The sequence below is a fragment of the Bradyrhizobium ingae genome (genome assembly GCF_055791185.1).
Genome location: NZ_JBVUBB010000022.1, coordinates 55,484 through 69,714, shown reverse-complemented (window position 1 = coordinate 69,714; position 14,231 = coordinate 55,484). Strand labels below are relative to the sequence as shown.

Genomic DNA, 14,231 nt, shown 5'->3' with positions numbered 1-14,231 from the left:
CGTCAACCACGCCGCGCCTTTCTAAAGTTGAAATAGAGCGCCGGAATGTCTTCGGGGGCATCGAACCAGTTTCGAGCCAAGGCGTTCACTCCTCATGCAAGGAAACGTCTGTGTCGTGTTGATCGTTACATCCCTGATCGTGCTGTCCGTGGCAGCCGACTGGCTGGTGCGGGCAGGCATCCGCCAGGACGTCTTGTTAGCCAGGGCCGATGTTGTCGCGGTCGGCTACTTCCCGCAGCGCTGATTACCGGTGCAGAGACCGGTCAAATCATGTCCCAGGTTAACGACAATCAAGGCTCCGGTGCGCTATCAAAAAAGGCGGTTTCACACCCCTTCCGGCTTGGCCATGCATCACAATTTCTCGTTCCGCTCTCTCGCCCGGCTGTGCCAGATACAGGCCGCCCTCGCCTCTAACGATCGAACCCGCCGCGAATTGGAGCAAATGGCAGCGGAATACATGAAACGGGCCGATCAACTGGATCGTCAGGATGGACGATCGGATCAAAATTAGGTTTTGGTTGGAACGCTGCTCATACCCGCTCATTACCCGGCCGCAAAGACCACTCGAGAACGGCTGATTGATTCCCAGCGTTCCCCCTTAGTCCGATACTGAGCTACCTCCGATGAAACCTCCCAAGGAACCGCCTTCTGACAACACCGATTCATCCGAGCTATCCCGTTTGGAGGAGGCACGGCGGATCGTTGAGGAATATGTGCAGGAGCTTCGCGAAATGGCCAGGAAGCTGCGTCGTCGCTTCAATTGAGCTGTCTCGGGCCGCCTTCATCATGGTTGTCCATGAGATTGCCGCTTGCTGCACATTCGACCGATATCCTCCAGGAGTGCATGCGGGTCGAACGGCTTTTGCCAGACCGTCACGGCGGCGAAGCGCTGCGGAATAACGGTAGATTCGTAACCGGTATAGAACACGAATGGTACGCCCTGCCGGACCAGTTCATCCGCGATCGGGTAAGCCGCCTTGTCATGAAGATTGATATCCAGGATTGCGACGTCAAAATGATCGCGCTTCGCTCGACGGTAGGCGGCGTCCAGGTCCGCATAAGGCCCGATGATGCTTGCGCCGTGAGACCTGAGCGCTTCTTCGAGGTCGTTCGCCAGGAAATACTCGTCCTCGATAACCAGGACGCGGCAGCCGTGAAGCTTGCTATTGCCGCTGCTCATGGCAGGCCCCGCTCACATTGGGATGCCAAAACATACAATGACCGGAAGTGGCCTTTGGTTCCCCCGCCTCGCAGCGCCCGCCGGTTGTGGCCCGCATTAAACACCGGACCACCAGTAAAAGGTGTCACGAGCCTCGCTTGCCACTGAACACGCGATGCGCGCTTTTTGAAGCGAAGGTACCGCTTCATATCGCGGCATGCATTCCACCGACCGGATGATGGAGCCAAGGTCGGCCTCCACGCTGCCGCCATCGTCTCCAATTGACAGGTGCCTCGCTTATCGGCACGGTTCATGTCTGCGGACATGGGGGATCGATTTGCCGATTCGGCTGCGTCGACCCGCAAACCGCAACGTCGCAAGACAACCCTCGGGGCACTCGAGCCGCATCGGCCCAGCTGCTGAGTTGACAGATGGCTCCATCGCGAACGGATATCGGCCGGCTTGATCTGCGGATGGAGCGGGATTCGTTGCACGCCGCCGCTCATCCGCCGGCCGAGGATTACGCTCCGGAGAGCCGAGAGCTGGAGACAGGCATCGGGCAAAGCAACAGGACACCCACCATTCACCCGGCGCACGAGCTTTCGGCCGTGTCGTCCGCGCACTTCGGATCCGGGGGAGATGAATCGGGAGACACGACCGTATTTGCCAAATGGGTGGAGCGAGGGCGCAGCATCTGGCGCAGGCATCTCCAGCGCGATGACGTTCCCGAGACGACCGGGCCGTTGAGAGGAAACCTCGAGCGCTGGGTGCTCGCTTTGCTGAGCGTCGTCGTCATCGTGAGCGGCGTTTGCGCGACCATTGTGTTCATGCAGGTGAAGTCGCTCAAAACGGAGATCGCAACCCTGCAGCACGAGATCATCGCGCTCAAGCTGCACGTAGCCAGGCTCGATCAGATCGCAAGCGCCAACGAGGCACGTGACAGGCCGAGCAGCGAAACACCCAAGCCGCCGGCGGAGACTCGTCCTGACCAGGGCTTGCTCACCTTGTCGCGCGAGGAGATTCAGCTCATCAGAGATTTCATCAAGCCTGCTCCGATTGCGGGGGCCGCAACCGAGCCGATCAAGGTCGGCGATCCCGTCGCGGCAGAAGCCATCCCCTTCCCTTCTCCGATCACGGATAAGGTGCGGAAACTGCTTGGCGCGAGATTTACCATTCGCAATGGCTTCATCGTCATTACCCGGAACGGTAGCCGTCAGGTTGACGCCGTGATCGGGCCCAATTGACGAGAGGCAGACGTTGGGGCTGCTGCGCGCGTACGCCGCCCGCTGCGTCCTCACCCGAGATCATCAAACACGCGACGCAGATTACCCTTGTGGCTGGCGAGAAGGTTTGCAGCCTCCATCTCGTCGTATCCGAGCACGACGAGCGCGGCCAGCTTGATATCGCCGCCGGTCGCTTCCAAGGCGGATGCGGCTTGCGCTTCGCTGCAGCCGGCAATGCGGGCAACCATTGCCTCGGCGCGACGCTTCAGCTTCGCGTTCGTGGGCAGCATGTTGACCATCATGCCGCGGTAGACGCGCCCAAGGCGCAGCATGATGCCGGTCGACATCAGGTTGAGGACGATCTTCTGGGCCGTGCCGGCCTTCATGCGCGTTGAGCCGGCGATGAGCTCCGGCCCGGTCTCGACCAGGACCGGATATTTCGCTGCTGCAAGCAGCGGGGCCTGGCGGTTATTGGCAATGCCGACAGTCACGGCCTGGTACCGGCCGGCCTGGCGCAATGCAGCCACGGTGAACGGTGTCGTGCCGCTTGCGGCAACCGCGATGACGACGTCGTGCGATGACAGCCGTGCGGCATCGATCTGGGCGATCGCGTCATCGACGTCGTCTTCCGCACCTTCGACGCTGGTGACAAACGCGCTCTCTCCGCCGGCAATGATGAAGTGGACCCGCTGTTGAGGCCATGCGAAGGTCGGCGTCAGCTCGGCACCGTCCTGGATGGCCACCCTGCCCGACGTTCCCGCGCCGACATAGACCAGACGCCCCTCATCTCCGAGCGCGTCTGCGGCAGCATCCGTCGCCGCCGCGAGCGCGGGAAGACATTGGCCAACGACTGCGGCGGCTGCGAGCTGACCTTCCCACATCGCCTCCAATGCCGCGATTCCCGACCAGGCGTCCAAATCCGTGAAGCGCGGATCGACGGCTTCAGTTGCGTTGGCGCGATCCATTCGTTTCATGGGCTTATACCACCGTAGCGCGACGCCTCTGAGCTGCCAGCTGCCGACCTGGCACGAGTCAAAGGCATGTCGCCGTTCATCACATCCTTGGGAATGGCAGCGCGACCGGTGAGTCAACTTGGATCCCTGCACATCGGTTCCCAGCCAGCGGGGAGCCGCTGGCCACGGAGACGTCTGGGCCCCGCCGCCAAAATAATCTCAAAACCGCGGAAAAATTGAGCCGCGAACGCTTCCAAAAAAATGCCGTGCCTGACGGCACGGCCAGTTTCAGGGAGCAAACCGGCGCGTGGATGGCCCGCTGGGGGGCCGGCATTCCATCGCAGCGGAGTTCAGGACCGTTCAGAGGCCGATCTCAGGCGAGGCTCACCATTTGAGAGCCGCGGTGCGCACCGGATGGTCCCAAAGCGCCGTCGTCTCGGCATCGAGCAGGCTCAACGTGAGCGAGCAGCCGGCCATGTCGAGCGAGGTGACGTAGCTGCCGACGAGCGAGCGGGCGATGCGCAGGCCGCGCTTCTCGAGCAGCTTTCGCGCGGCGTGGTACATCAGGTAGAGCTCGATCGTGGGCGTGCCGCCGAAGCCGTTGACCAGCAGGAGCGCTTCTGTGCCCGCGCGCGCATCGAGATCCTCCACGACCGCCGTCGTCATCTCGAAGGCGATGGCGTCGGCCCGCTCCAGCTTGACGCGGCGGCGTCCGGGCTCGCCGTGAATGCCGACGCCCATCTCCATCTCGTCCTCAGCGAGCGCGAAGGTCGGCCCGCCCGCGGCCGGAACAGTGCAGCTCGTCAGCGCCACCCCCATCGAGCGCGTCTGCGCATTGACACGCTCGCCGAGCGTAACGCAGCCGGCGAGATCAAGGCCCTTCTCGGCGGCCGCGCCGACGATCTTCTCGACGATCAGCGTCCCGGCGACGCCGCGGCGACCGATGCTGTGGGTGGAGTTTTCCACGGCGACATCGTCATCCGTCACGATGGTCGCAATGCGGCCTTCGGCGATCTCGGCCGCCATCTCGAAATTCATGCGGTCGCCCGCATAGTTCTTCACGATGAACAGCACGCCGGCCTCACCGGCGACGGCTTGGGCGGCCTCGACGATCTGGTCCGGCGTCGGCGACGTGAACACCTGCCCCGGACAGGCGGCGTCGAGCATGCCGTAGCCGACGAAGCCGGCATGCAGCGGCTCGTGTCCGCTGCCGCCGCCCGAGACCAGCGCCACCTTTTTCCGGTTGAGCTCACGGCGGCGCACGAACTTGCGGTCCGATCCCAGCGTGACGAGATCGGCATGTGCGGCGGCAAACCCGTCCAGGCTCTCGGCCAGCACGTCGTCGACCGAATTGATGAACTTCTTCATGCGACCCTCCCCATCACTTATGCCTCATTCTTTTTCCTGCATGATGGCAATCAGCCGGCGCGCAAACTCCTGGAGCAGCGCGTCGAGTTGAGCATTCCGCTTGCCGCTGCCGAGATCTGGCAAATGCAGCGTCAAGGTCCGCTCGTGCGGTCCCTCGGTCAGCCGACTGATCCTGCGCGGGTGTGCGCGTGCATAGGCGCGCAGAAAGGCTGCCTTCGCCTGCGGAGGGAAGTGGCAGACGTCGAAGATCGTGTTGAGATGCTGCACCGGGATCGGTACCGGATAGGCCGGATTGGAGATCTGGCTGACGAAGCTCCGGTTCTTTCCCATGGCATGGGCAAGCCGCAGCCGCATTCCCGAGGGGCGCTTGTCCAGGACCTCCTTGAAAATGCGCTTGTAGACGGCAACGGCGCCCGCCTCCGCCGGTTCATCGGCAACGGCATCAGTCAAGTTTTCCACCTCCGCTGCCCAGACGATCGATCGTTTGCTTGATCTGCGCAAGCGCGGAGACGTTCACGGACAGCTCCCGAAGCCCGCAATCGAGCAGCGCGGGAATGCAGCGCGGATCGCTCGCCATGTCGCCGCACAGGCTCACCGGGATTCCGGCGCGCCTGCCATGCTCCGCGGTCCGCGTGATTAACTCGAGAACGGCGGGATGCAAGGGATCCATCAGGGACGCGAGAGCTCCATTCGAACGGTCGCAGGCTAGGACATATTGCGCGAGGTCGTTCGAGCCGATCGAGAAGAACGCGCTTCTGAAGCTGGCGATCGAAAGCGCCGCCGCGGGCACTTCGACCATGATTCCGAGCTCGGGAAGCATTGCGGCCGTACCCTTTGCCTGCAAGTCCTGGACGATATCGGCAAACAGCTTTCGTGCCGCCTCGACCTCGTCGGCCGAGGTGACCATTGGGAACATGACCTTGAGATTTCCGCGTACCGCCGCGCGCGCCAGCGCGCGGAGCTGAACCGCAAAGATCTCGGGTCGGGCCAGACAGAGACGAAGGCCGCGAACACCGAGGAAGGGGTTTGCCTCGCCGTCCGGCGTGAAGCCCGGCACCGGCTTGTCGCCACCCGCGTCAAAGGTGCGGATCGTCACCGGTCGCCGCTCGGCCCAACGCAAGACCTGGTCGTAGACCTGAAACTGCGTCTCCTCGTCAGGCAGTCCGCGCTCCGAGAGCAAAAACTCGGTGCGCATCAGGCCCACGCCGTCGGCATATTGCGCATCCGGATAGTCGAGATCCTCGACGCGCTGGATGTTGATGAGAAGCTTGATGCGTTCGCCGCGCCAGGACGCCGCCGGCCGTCGCAGGATGGCTCGCGCGGAAGCCCTGCTCTTGCGATGAAGCTCCCGCCGCTTCTCGAACAAGCCGATCTGCTCGGCGCTGGGATCGAGCTCGAGCGTTGCGCCCTCGCCATCGAGTAGCGCCGAGCTCCCTACGGCCGGCACCGCACCGAGCTGCACCACCATCGGGATGCCGCGGGCGCGCGCCAGCATCGCGACGTGGCTCGTCGGACTGCCGCGCAGCAGCGCCAGGCCGCCGCCATCGGACCAGTCGATCTCCAGGAAGCGCGAGGGCGGCAGATCGTCGGCGCAGACGACCGCACCGCTCGGAATTCTCAGCGCATGGCCCTCGCCACCGCGCAGAATGTTCAGCACGCGATCGCGAAGGTCCGCGAGATCCGAGCTACGCGCCTTCAAATACTCGTCCGGCGCCGAATTATAATCCGCGATTTGCTCGTCGAGCGCCGTGCGCCAAGCGGTATCCGCGGGCTCTCCCTCGCCAATCGCCGCCAGGATCGCGCTGATCAGATCTTCGTCCTCCAGCAGCGCGACCTGGAATTCCAGGATTTGCGCCGCTTCACCGCCGGCGATCGCGGCAAGCTCGGCGATCTGCCGGCTCGCAGTGTCGATCGCACTGCGCAGCGCAAGCGCCTCGTCGACCAGGGTGCCGGCAACCCGCTCGCCATTCGCGCCCGCATCGACCCGGATGAACGGCCCCTGGGCAAAACCGATCGAGGCGGTTCTGCCGCGGTAAGCCGGTCCTGAAGCGCTGTCTCGCATGTTACGCAATCCCGTCTGGGAAATCAGATGCAATCAGATCGATCAGTGCAGCGACGGCCGCTTCCGCATCACTGCCCAACGCCTTGATCTCGATCATGCTGCCATGGGCCGCGCGCATGGCCATGATCTTGGCCACGCTCTTGGCATTGATCCACTCGGCCGCGCCGGCGACGCGGACGGAAATCTGCGCCTCGAACTTCTTGGCGAGCTTGGTCAGCTTGACCGCGGGTCGCGCATGCATGCCGACCGCGTGCACCAGTTGCACGTTGCCCGTGAAGATCTGCCCATTCACATTTGAAGTTTCCAGCATAGCCATATTCCATCATCGCTTCGCCGACGTCAGTCGGCAGAAAGTTCCTCGGCCACCGCCCGAACCTCGGCCAGCGAGCTGCCGCCAGCCGCTTCAGTCGCCGCCATCACCGCGCCTTCGACGATCGGCGCATTGCACACGACAACGAGATCCCGTCGCTCAGGGTCCAGCATTTCGACCGCCATTTCGCTGTTGGTCTCGGCACCGCCGAGATCGACGAGAATCGCAACGCCCTTCGGCGACCAGGCGTCATTGATGGCATCGACGATCACGGCGACGCTGGTTCCCAATCCGCCATCGGGATTGCCGCCGCAGAAGGCGACCTTGACCTCGCTGCCGACCATCTGCCGCACCATGTCGGCGGTACCTTTGGCGATGTCCTTCGAGTGCGAGACGATCACGATGCTCACGGTGTCGTTCATGGCCGCCCCTCCAGGCTCGCGCACACCGCTTGCAGAAGCACGCAGCTCGACCGCGCACCGGGATCGACATGTCCGACACTGCGCGGTCCGAGGAACGAGGCGCGTCCCTTGGTCGCCTGCATCGGCGCAGTCCGCGCGGCGGCCTCCGCGGCCGTCGCGCGAATGCGCTCGACGATGTCGGGGCGCCCGGCATCGGTCTTTAACGTCTCCAAGACAGGAACGAGAACGTCGAGCATGGTCTTCTCGCCGGCGTGCGAGCGCCCCCGCTTGCTTACTGCATCGACCCCGCTTGCAAAGACTTCCGCGAGATCGTCCGGCAGGTGCTTGTCATGCGAGAGCGCTTCTCCGGCGGCAAGGAAGAAGCTGCCGTAAAGCGGCCCCGACGCGCCGCCGACGGTCATCACCAGCGTCTTGCCGATGGTCTTCAGCGCCTCGTCGAACGGCTGCGCGGAGATCGCATCGAGCTTGCCGAGCACGGCCTCGAAGCCGCGCTTCATGTTCGTGCCGTGATCGCCATCGCCGATCGCCTGATCCAGGCTCGTCAGCTCCGGCGCGCTGGCGATGACCTGCTCTGCGGCCACCTTGACCAGCGATTTGAATGTCTCGGGTTGCAGCGACATTGAATGATCCTCAGTGCACCATGGCGTTGATGCGTTGCCCCACGCCGTCGAAATAAAGCGGATGCTTCAGGTGCAATTCAACCTCCTGACCGACCTGGAGCGGCTGGCGCGGGTCCGCAAGCGTCACCAGCGTCTGGCCCTTATAGTCCAGGTGAACGTGATTCTGCTCACCCAGATGCTCGACCCGATGCACGCGGCCGATCAACCGTCCGCCATTGCGCGCAGCGATCTGCAGATGCTCGGTGCGGATGCCAATGGTCTCGGTCCCGGGTGGAAGGACTATCTCCGAAGCAAGGCGCGCCGGAAGAAGGTTGATCGGCGGCGTGCCGAGCCGTGATGCGACGTACGTGCTGGACGGGCTCTCGTAGATCTCCCGCGGTGTGCCGAGCTGGAGAAGCTGGCCGTCCTTGATCACGCCGATGCGCGTGGCCATGGTCATGGCCTCCACCTGATCGTGCGTCACATAGAGTATGGTTGCCCCCAACTCGACCTGGATCCGCTTGAGCTCGAGGCGAAGCTCGGCCCGCAGCTTCGCATCCAGCGACGACAACGGCTCGTCCATCAGGTAGATCGACGGATCCCGCACCAGGGCCCGGCCGATGGCGACTCGCTGCATCTCGCCGCCGGACAGGCGGGTGGCGCGATTGTTCAGCTTGCTGGCGATATGCAGGAGCTCGGCGGTCTGTTCGACGCGCTTGCGGATGACGGGCTCCGGAACGCGGCGCGCCGGCGAGCGCAGCGGAAACGCCAGATTGTCGTAGACCGAAAGGTGCGGATAGAGCGAGTATTGCTGGAAGACGAACGCGATGTCGCGCGATCCCGGAGGATCGAGCGTGACGTCGCGACCGTTGATCATGACCGAGCCCGAATCGGGTTGCTCGAGCCCGGTGATCAGCCGCAAGGTCGTGGTCTTGCCGGCGCCGCTCGGGCCGAGCAGAACGAGAAACTCGCCGTCGTTGACCGCAAGCGACAGCTCGCGCACCGCCTCGATCGTGCCGAAACGCTTGTTGATGTTGCGCAGAATGACGTCAGCCATGGCGAGCGCCTCCCCCATTCGCGGTGCGGATCGCAAGGCCGCTGCCGGCATCGAACAGCGCCAGCCGTTCGGAGTGAAATTCGAGACCGACCGTCTCGCCGATCCGCACCGGCGTGGCGGACGGCAGCCGCGCCGCAACGCGCCCATGCGCGGTGTCGACGGTGACGATCTGGTTGGTGCCGAGATATTCCGCGCCGAACACCTCGCCGCGAACCGGCGCCGCGTCGGTAAAGCGGATATGCTCCGGACGGACACCGAGGACCAGGGGGGCGCTGGCGCGGTCCTCGCGAATCTCGGGCACGGCGATGTCGGTGTCGTGGAAGCTGATCGCACGATCCCCGCAATGCAGGCCGCCTTCAAAGCGCAGGAAGTTCATCGATGGCGAGCCGATGAAATCGGCGACGAACATGCTCGCGGGCCGGTCATAGATCTCCTGCGGCGAGCTGATCTGCTCGACACGTCCCTTGTTCATGACCGCGATCTGGTCCGCCATCGACATCGCCTCGAGCTGGTCGTGGGTCACGTAGATCGTGGTCGCACCGATGCGGTCGTGAAGGTCACGCAGCTCGCCGCACATCAGATGGCGAAACTCGGCGTCGAGCGCCCCGAGCGGCTCGTCCATCAGGAAGGCCTTCGGCCGCCGCACCATCGCCCTGCCGAGCGCCACGCGCTGCCGATCACCGCCCGATAGCTTTGATGTCTTGCTCGACAGCAGATGCTCGATTCGCAGCAGCCGCGCGGTCTCCTCGACGCGCTGGCGGATTTCGCGCCGGCCCATGCCTTGGCACTTCAGGGGAAAGCCGATGTTTCCGGCGACGTTCATGTGCGGATAGAGCGCGAAGAGCTGGAACACGAAGGCGATGTCGCGGGCGGATGCCCGCTCGAAGGTCACGTCCTCACCGTCGAGCAGGATCTTGCCCTCGGTCGGCAGCTCCAGGCCGGCGATCATGCGCAGCGTCGTCGTCTTGCCGCAGCCGGAGGGACCGAGCATCGCAAAGAAGGTGCCGTCGTCGATGGTGAAGTTCGAGCCTTCGACGGCCGTGAACTGATCGAACGATTTTCGCAGGTTTTCAACGCGGATCTGTGCCATCTCTCACCGCCCTATTCCGGAAAGTGGCTCACGATGACGTAGCCGAGCGTGCCGGCCAGGATCGTCACGAATGAATAGCTGTAGAGATCGAGCGAGAAGGGCTGCACCAGCATCACGATGCCACCGCCGATCAGGATCGTCGCTCCGGTCTCCCAGGGCCCGCGCCGGAACCAGCGCATCGCGCCGCCATTGGCAATCGCAGAACCGGTCATTTGCGTACAGCTCCGAAGGTGATGCCGCGCAACAGATGCTTGCGCAACAGGACGGTGAAGAGGACGATCGGGACGACGAACAGCGTGGTCGCCGCAGCAACGGCCGGCCAGTCCTGTCCGCCTTCGCCGATGATGAAGGGGATGAAGGGCGGCATGGTCTGGGCTTCGCCGCTGGTGAGGAGAACCGCGAACGCATATTCGTTCCAGGAGAAGATGAGGCAGAAGATCGCCGTTGCCGCAATACCCGTCACCGCCTGCGGCAGCACCACCTTGCGCAGCGCCTGCAATCGCGTGTAGCCGTCGACCAGGGCCGCCTCCTCGTATTCGCGCGGAATCTCGTCGATGAACCCCTTGAGCAGCCAGACCGCGAGCGAGACATTGACCGCAGTGTAGAGCAGGATCATTCCGAGCCGGGTGTCAGTCAGATTGAGCTGGCGGTACATCAGATAGATCGGGATCGCGACCGCGACCGGCGGCATCATGCGCGTCGACAGGATGAAGAACAGGAGGTCGTCGGCAAGTGGAATGCGGAAGCGCGAGAATGCGTAGGCCGCGAGTGTGCCGAGGAACACGGCGAGAAAAGTCGAGCCGAAGCCGATGATGAGCGAATTGACGAAACGCGGCACGACCTTCGAGGGACCGGCGATCACCATGTCGTGCTGGCGCACGAGCTTGTCGTACCAGGTCTCGGGCGGCGGCAGCTTGGCGATGAAGTCCGGCGTCTGCCGCGTGCGAACCGTGAACAGGTTCACATAGCCCTCCAGCGTCGGCTGGAACAGCACCTTGGGCGGATAGGCGATGGCATCGCTCTGCGACTTGAACGCGGTGGCGACGATCCAGACGAGCGGCAGGATCGTGATCACCGCATAGAGGATGACCAGGCTGCCCGCCACCGCCTTTGCGCGCGGCGTAGACTCGACGATGGAGTGAGCAGTGGATTTGGCAACAGTGGCGGTCATCGCTGCTTCACCTTGTTGAGCACCTTGACGTAGATGTTGGCTGCACCGAACACGGTCACGAACAGAATGATGGCAAGTGCGGAGGAATAGCCGGTGCGCCATTTCTCGAACGCCGCCCGCTTCAGCGTGATCGAGACCAGCTCGGTGGTCGATCCCGGTCCCCCCGAGGTCAGGAGGTTGACCATGTCGAACATCTTGAAGTTCTCGATGGCGCGGAACAGCACGGCGAGCATCAGGAACGGCACCGTCATCGGCAGCGTGATCGACCAGAACTGACGCCAGGCCGAGGCGCGATCGACTTCCGCGGCCTCGTAGATGTAGTCGGGAATGGAGCGCAGCCCGGCGAGGCAGATCAGCATGACGTAGGGCGCCCACATCCAGGTATCGACGAGGACGATGGTCCACGGCGCCAGTGCCACTTCGCCGGTCATGCTGAAGGAGCTCGGCGGCACGCCGGTGAACAGGCTGATCAGGTAGTTGAACGGTCCGATCTGCGGCTGGAACAGCAGGGTCCAGAAGTTGCCGACGACCGCAGGCGACAGCATCATAGGCAGCAGAATCATCGTGGTCCAGAAGCTGTGACCGCGAAACTGGCGGTTGATGAGCAGCGCGAGCCCAAATCCGATCACCACCTGCAACGCTACCGACGAGATCACGAATTGCGCGGTGGTCTGGAGCCTGATCCAGACATCCTCGTCGGAGAGAATGTCGGTGAAATTATCCAGCCCGACGAACCGCAGCGGCAAATAGGACATGCTGAGGTTGAGGCTCGTGAAGGAGAGCCTGATCATCCAGACCAGCGGAAAGATGTTGATCGCGAGCAGAAGCGCGATCGTCGGCGCGACGAACAGCCAGGCGATGGCCCGGTCCGACAGGCCGCGGACGCGTCGCGTGGCACGAGATTTGGCGGGCTCGCTCACGCCGGGGATCGTAACATGATCGGGTTGGAGAATGGTGGTCATCTTGTCCATCGGCTGGCTGGTTCGGCTTCCCCGGGGACACTTCCCCGGGGAAACCAGTTGGGTCGATGCGAACGATCTCGTTTATTGCGAGGCGACCTGCTTGCCCTGCTCCTTGAAGACCTTGGACCAGTCCTTGACCAGGAGATCGAGCGCCTGCTGCGCCGTTCCCTTGTCGGCAACGACGTAGTCATGCACGCGCTTCTGCATGTCGAGCAGGAGCTGGGCATAGGACGGCTCGGCCCAGAAATCCTTCACGATCGCCATCGACTCCAGGAACTGCGGAGCGAACGGCGCGCTCGCGGGGAAGTCCGGCGCGTTGACGACGGCCTTCAGCGCCGAGTAGCCGCCGAGCTGCCACCACTTCTGCTGCACGGTCGGCTGCGCGAACCACTTGATGTAGGCGAGCGCATCGTCCTTGTGGTCAGACGTCGCGACGACCGAGATGCCCTGCCCGCCAAGCTGCGTGAAGTGACCGTTCGGGCCGGCCGGATTGACGAAGAAGCCGATCTTGTCGCCGCCGACGTTCGGGTCCTTGTAGAGCCCGGGGAAGAAGGCGAACCAGTTCATCTGCATCGCCACCTGCCCGGACTTGAAGGCGTCGAGACCTTCCTGCATGTAGGCGTTAGTCAGGCCCGGCGCCGTGCAGCACTTGTAGAGCTCCTTGTAGAACTCCAGCCCCTTAGCAGCATCCGCCGAATTGACGAAGCCCTGCATCTGGTAGGGCTTCTTCGGGTTCTCGTAGTTGAAGCCGTAATTGTAGAGCGCGTTGGTCACGCCCATCGTGATGCCTTCCGAGCCGCGCTCGGTGAAGATGTAGGCGCCGTACACTTTCTTGCCGTCGATCTCGCGGCCCTGGAAGAAGGCGGCGATCTCCTTCAGCTCGTCAAAGGTCTTGGGCGGCGCAAGATCGCGGCCGTACTTGGCCTTGAACGCCGACTGAATGTCGGGCCGCGAGAACCAGTCCTTGCGATAGGTCCAGCCCACCGCATCGGCCATCGCCGGGAGCGCCCAATAGTTCGGCGAGTTCTTCGGCCACTGCGAATAGCCGACCACGGTCGCCTGGACGAAATCGTCCATCGAGATCTTCTCCTTGGCGAAGAAGTCGTTGAGCTTGACGTACCACTTGTTCTCGGCGGCTCCGCCAATCCACTGGCTGTCGCCGATGATCAGGTCGCAGAGCTTGCCGTGCGAGTTGAGCTCGTTGAGGAAGCGATCGGCATAGCTCGTCCAGGGGACGAACTCGTATTTCATCTCGATGCCGGATTGCTTGGTGAAGTCCTTGCCGAGCTCGACCAGGGCGTTGGCGGGATCCCATGCCGCCCAGCACAGCGTAAGCTGCTTGCCCTCTGCCGCAGCTTCGCCGCCACCCACGACCGCCAGCGCGGCTGCCCCAAGGACCGCGGATGTCACTGCACTACTAAGCCATTTGAGTCTTCGCATGTCAGTTTCCTCTCTATCGTTGAACCACCGAACCCGCTCGGCGCGCCCTTTTCGGAACGACGCCAAGACCCTGAAACCGAGTTGATGAGCGATGAGATGATGAAGAACGAGACTGACCGCGCCCGGAAACGGATCCGGACGGGCTGGGCTCCTCCCACACATCAGCTCGATGCGCGATGTTTATTTTTTTGTAATACTAAACCTATTACTAAATTCCGGAGGCCGTCAAGCCGGTTTTTAACGAGCCCGACGAAAGGCTCAACGAGACTGCGTTCAGCCGTCAGCCTGCTGCGATGCAGCGAAATAAGCGCGATTGGCGAGAATTGCTTGGCGCCCCTGAACGCAAGCCGCGGCAACGCAGCCTCGTTTCGTGCAGTCGACTCGCCCGGGGTCATGTTTAGCAAATTATTTTACT

16 protein-coding genes are annotated in these 14,231 nt (G+C 63.1%); 2 read left to right on the top strand and 14 right to left on the bottom strand.

Features of this window, described 5'->3' with window-relative positions:
* Window positions 1-115 precede the first annotated feature (115 nt).
* Entirely contained in the window at window positions 116-244 is a 129-nt protein-coding gene (locus tag ACV1FX_RS27010; protein WP_473120606.1) for a hypothetical protein, read from the top strand.
* A 540-nt stretch (window positions 245-784) separates the two neighbouring features.
* Here the strand turns inward: ACV1FX_RS27010 and ACV1FX_RS27005 are convergent.
* A complete protein-coding gene (locus ACV1FX_RS27005) occupies window positions 785-1,180 on the bottom strand; it encodes a response regulator (RefSeq protein ID WP_473120605.1) in 396 nt (131 codons plus the stop codon).
* Between the two features lie 452 nt (window positions 1,181-1,632).
* Here ACV1FX_RS27005 and ACV1FX_RS27000 point away from each other — a divergent pair, with 452 nt between their 5' ends.
* Complete coding sequence (locus ACV1FX_RS27000) at window positions 1,633-2,403, top strand: hypothetical protein (RefSeq protein WP_473120604.1); 771 nt, start codon at window positions 1,633-1,635, stop codon at window positions 2,401-2,403.
* Window positions 2,404-2,453: 50 nt separating this feature from the next.
* On the opposite strand, the gene ACV1FX_RS26995 is transcribed toward ACV1FX_RS27000, so the two are convergent.
* From ACV1FX_RS26995 to ACV1FX_RS26935, 13 genes are all read right to left on the bottom strand, one after another.
* On the bottom strand, window positions 2,454-3,356 hold the full coding sequence (locus ACV1FX_RS26995) for an N-acetylmuramic acid 6-phosphate etherase (RefSeq protein ID WP_473120603.1): 903 nt from the start codon (window positions 3,354-3,356) through the stop codon (window positions 2,454-2,456).
* A 363-nt stretch (window positions 3,357-3,719) separates the two neighbouring features.
* Entirely contained in the window at window positions 3,720-4,703 is a 984-nt protein-coding gene (gene dhaK / locus ACV1FX_RS26990) for a dihydroxyacetone kinase subunit DhaK (RefSeq protein ID WP_473120602.1), read from the bottom strand.
* A gap of 24 nt (window positions 4,704-4,727) precedes the next feature.
* Entirely contained in the window at window positions 4,728-5,153 is a 426-nt protein-coding gene (locus ACV1FX_RS26985; RefSeq protein WP_254097481.1) for a hypothetical protein, read from the bottom strand.
* Window positions 5,146-6,765, bottom strand: coding sequence for a phosphoenolpyruvate--protein phosphotransferase (gene ptsP, locus ACV1FX_RS26980; RefSeq protein ID WP_473120601.1), 1,620 nt, complete (start codon window positions 6,763-6,765; stop codon window positions 5,146-5,148). Before ptsP ends, ACV1FX_RS26985 begins: the two co-directional genes overlap by 8 nt.
* A 1-nt stretch (window position 6,766) precedes the next feature.
* A complete protein-coding gene (locus ACV1FX_RS26975; protein ID WP_458147493.1) occupies window positions 6,767-7,075 on the bottom strand; it encodes an HPr family phosphocarrier protein in 309 nt (102 codons plus the stop codon).
* A gap of 29 nt (window positions 7,076-7,104) precedes the next feature.
* Window positions 7,105-7,497, bottom strand: coding sequence for a dihydroxyacetone kinase phosphoryl donor subunit DhaM (gene dhaM, locus ACV1FX_RS26970; protein ID WP_473120600.1), 393 nt, complete (start codon window positions 7,495-7,497; stop codon window positions 7,105-7,107).
* Window positions 7,494-8,117: a dihydroxyacetone kinase subunit DhaL gene (gene dhaL, locus ACV1FX_RS26965; protein WP_473120599.1), complete on the bottom strand. Its 624-nt coding sequence runs from the start codon at window positions 8,115-8,117 to the stop codon at window positions 7,494-7,496. The genes dhaM and dhaL overlap by 4 nt, the downstream gene beginning before the upstream one ends.
* Before the next feature lie 10 nt (window positions 8,118-8,127).
* Window positions 8,128-9,153: an ABC transporter ATP-binding protein gene (locus ACV1FX_RS26960; RefSeq protein ID WP_473120598.1), complete on the bottom strand. Its 1,026-nt coding sequence runs from the start codon at window positions 9,151-9,153 to the stop codon at window positions 8,128-8,130.
* On the bottom strand, window positions 9,146-10,243 hold the full coding sequence (locus ACV1FX_RS26955) for an ABC transporter ATP-binding protein (protein ID WP_473120597.1): 1,098 nt from the start codon (window positions 10,241-10,243) through the stop codon (window positions 9,146-9,148). Before ACV1FX_RS26955 ends, ACV1FX_RS26960 begins: the two co-directional genes overlap by 8 nt.
* 11 nt (window positions 10,244-10,254) lie before the next feature.
* Window positions 10,255-10,455 (bottom strand): hypothetical protein, encoded by a 201-nt coding sequence (locus ACV1FX_RS26950; protein WP_473120596.1) that lies wholly within the window; start codon window positions 10,453-10,455, stop codon window positions 10,255-10,257.
* Entirely contained in the window at window positions 10,452-11,414 is a 963-nt protein-coding gene (locus ACV1FX_RS26945; RefSeq protein ID WP_473120595.1) for a carbohydrate ABC transporter permease, read from the bottom strand. The genes ACV1FX_RS26950 and ACV1FX_RS26945 overlap by 4 nt, the downstream gene beginning before the upstream one ends.
* Window positions 11,411-12,385 (bottom strand): carbohydrate ABC transporter permease, encoded by a 975-nt coding sequence (locus ACV1FX_RS26940; protein ID WP_473120594.1) that lies wholly within the window; start codon window positions 12,383-12,385, stop codon window positions 11,411-11,413. Before ACV1FX_RS26940 ends, ACV1FX_RS26945 begins: the two co-directional genes overlap by 4 nt.
* 72 nt (window positions 12,386-12,457) lie before the next feature.
* Entirely contained in the window at window positions 12,458-13,816 is a 1,359-nt protein-coding gene (locus ACV1FX_RS26935; protein WP_473120593.1) for an ABC transporter substrate-binding protein, read from the bottom strand.
* Window positions 13,817-14,231 lie beyond the last annotated feature (415 nt).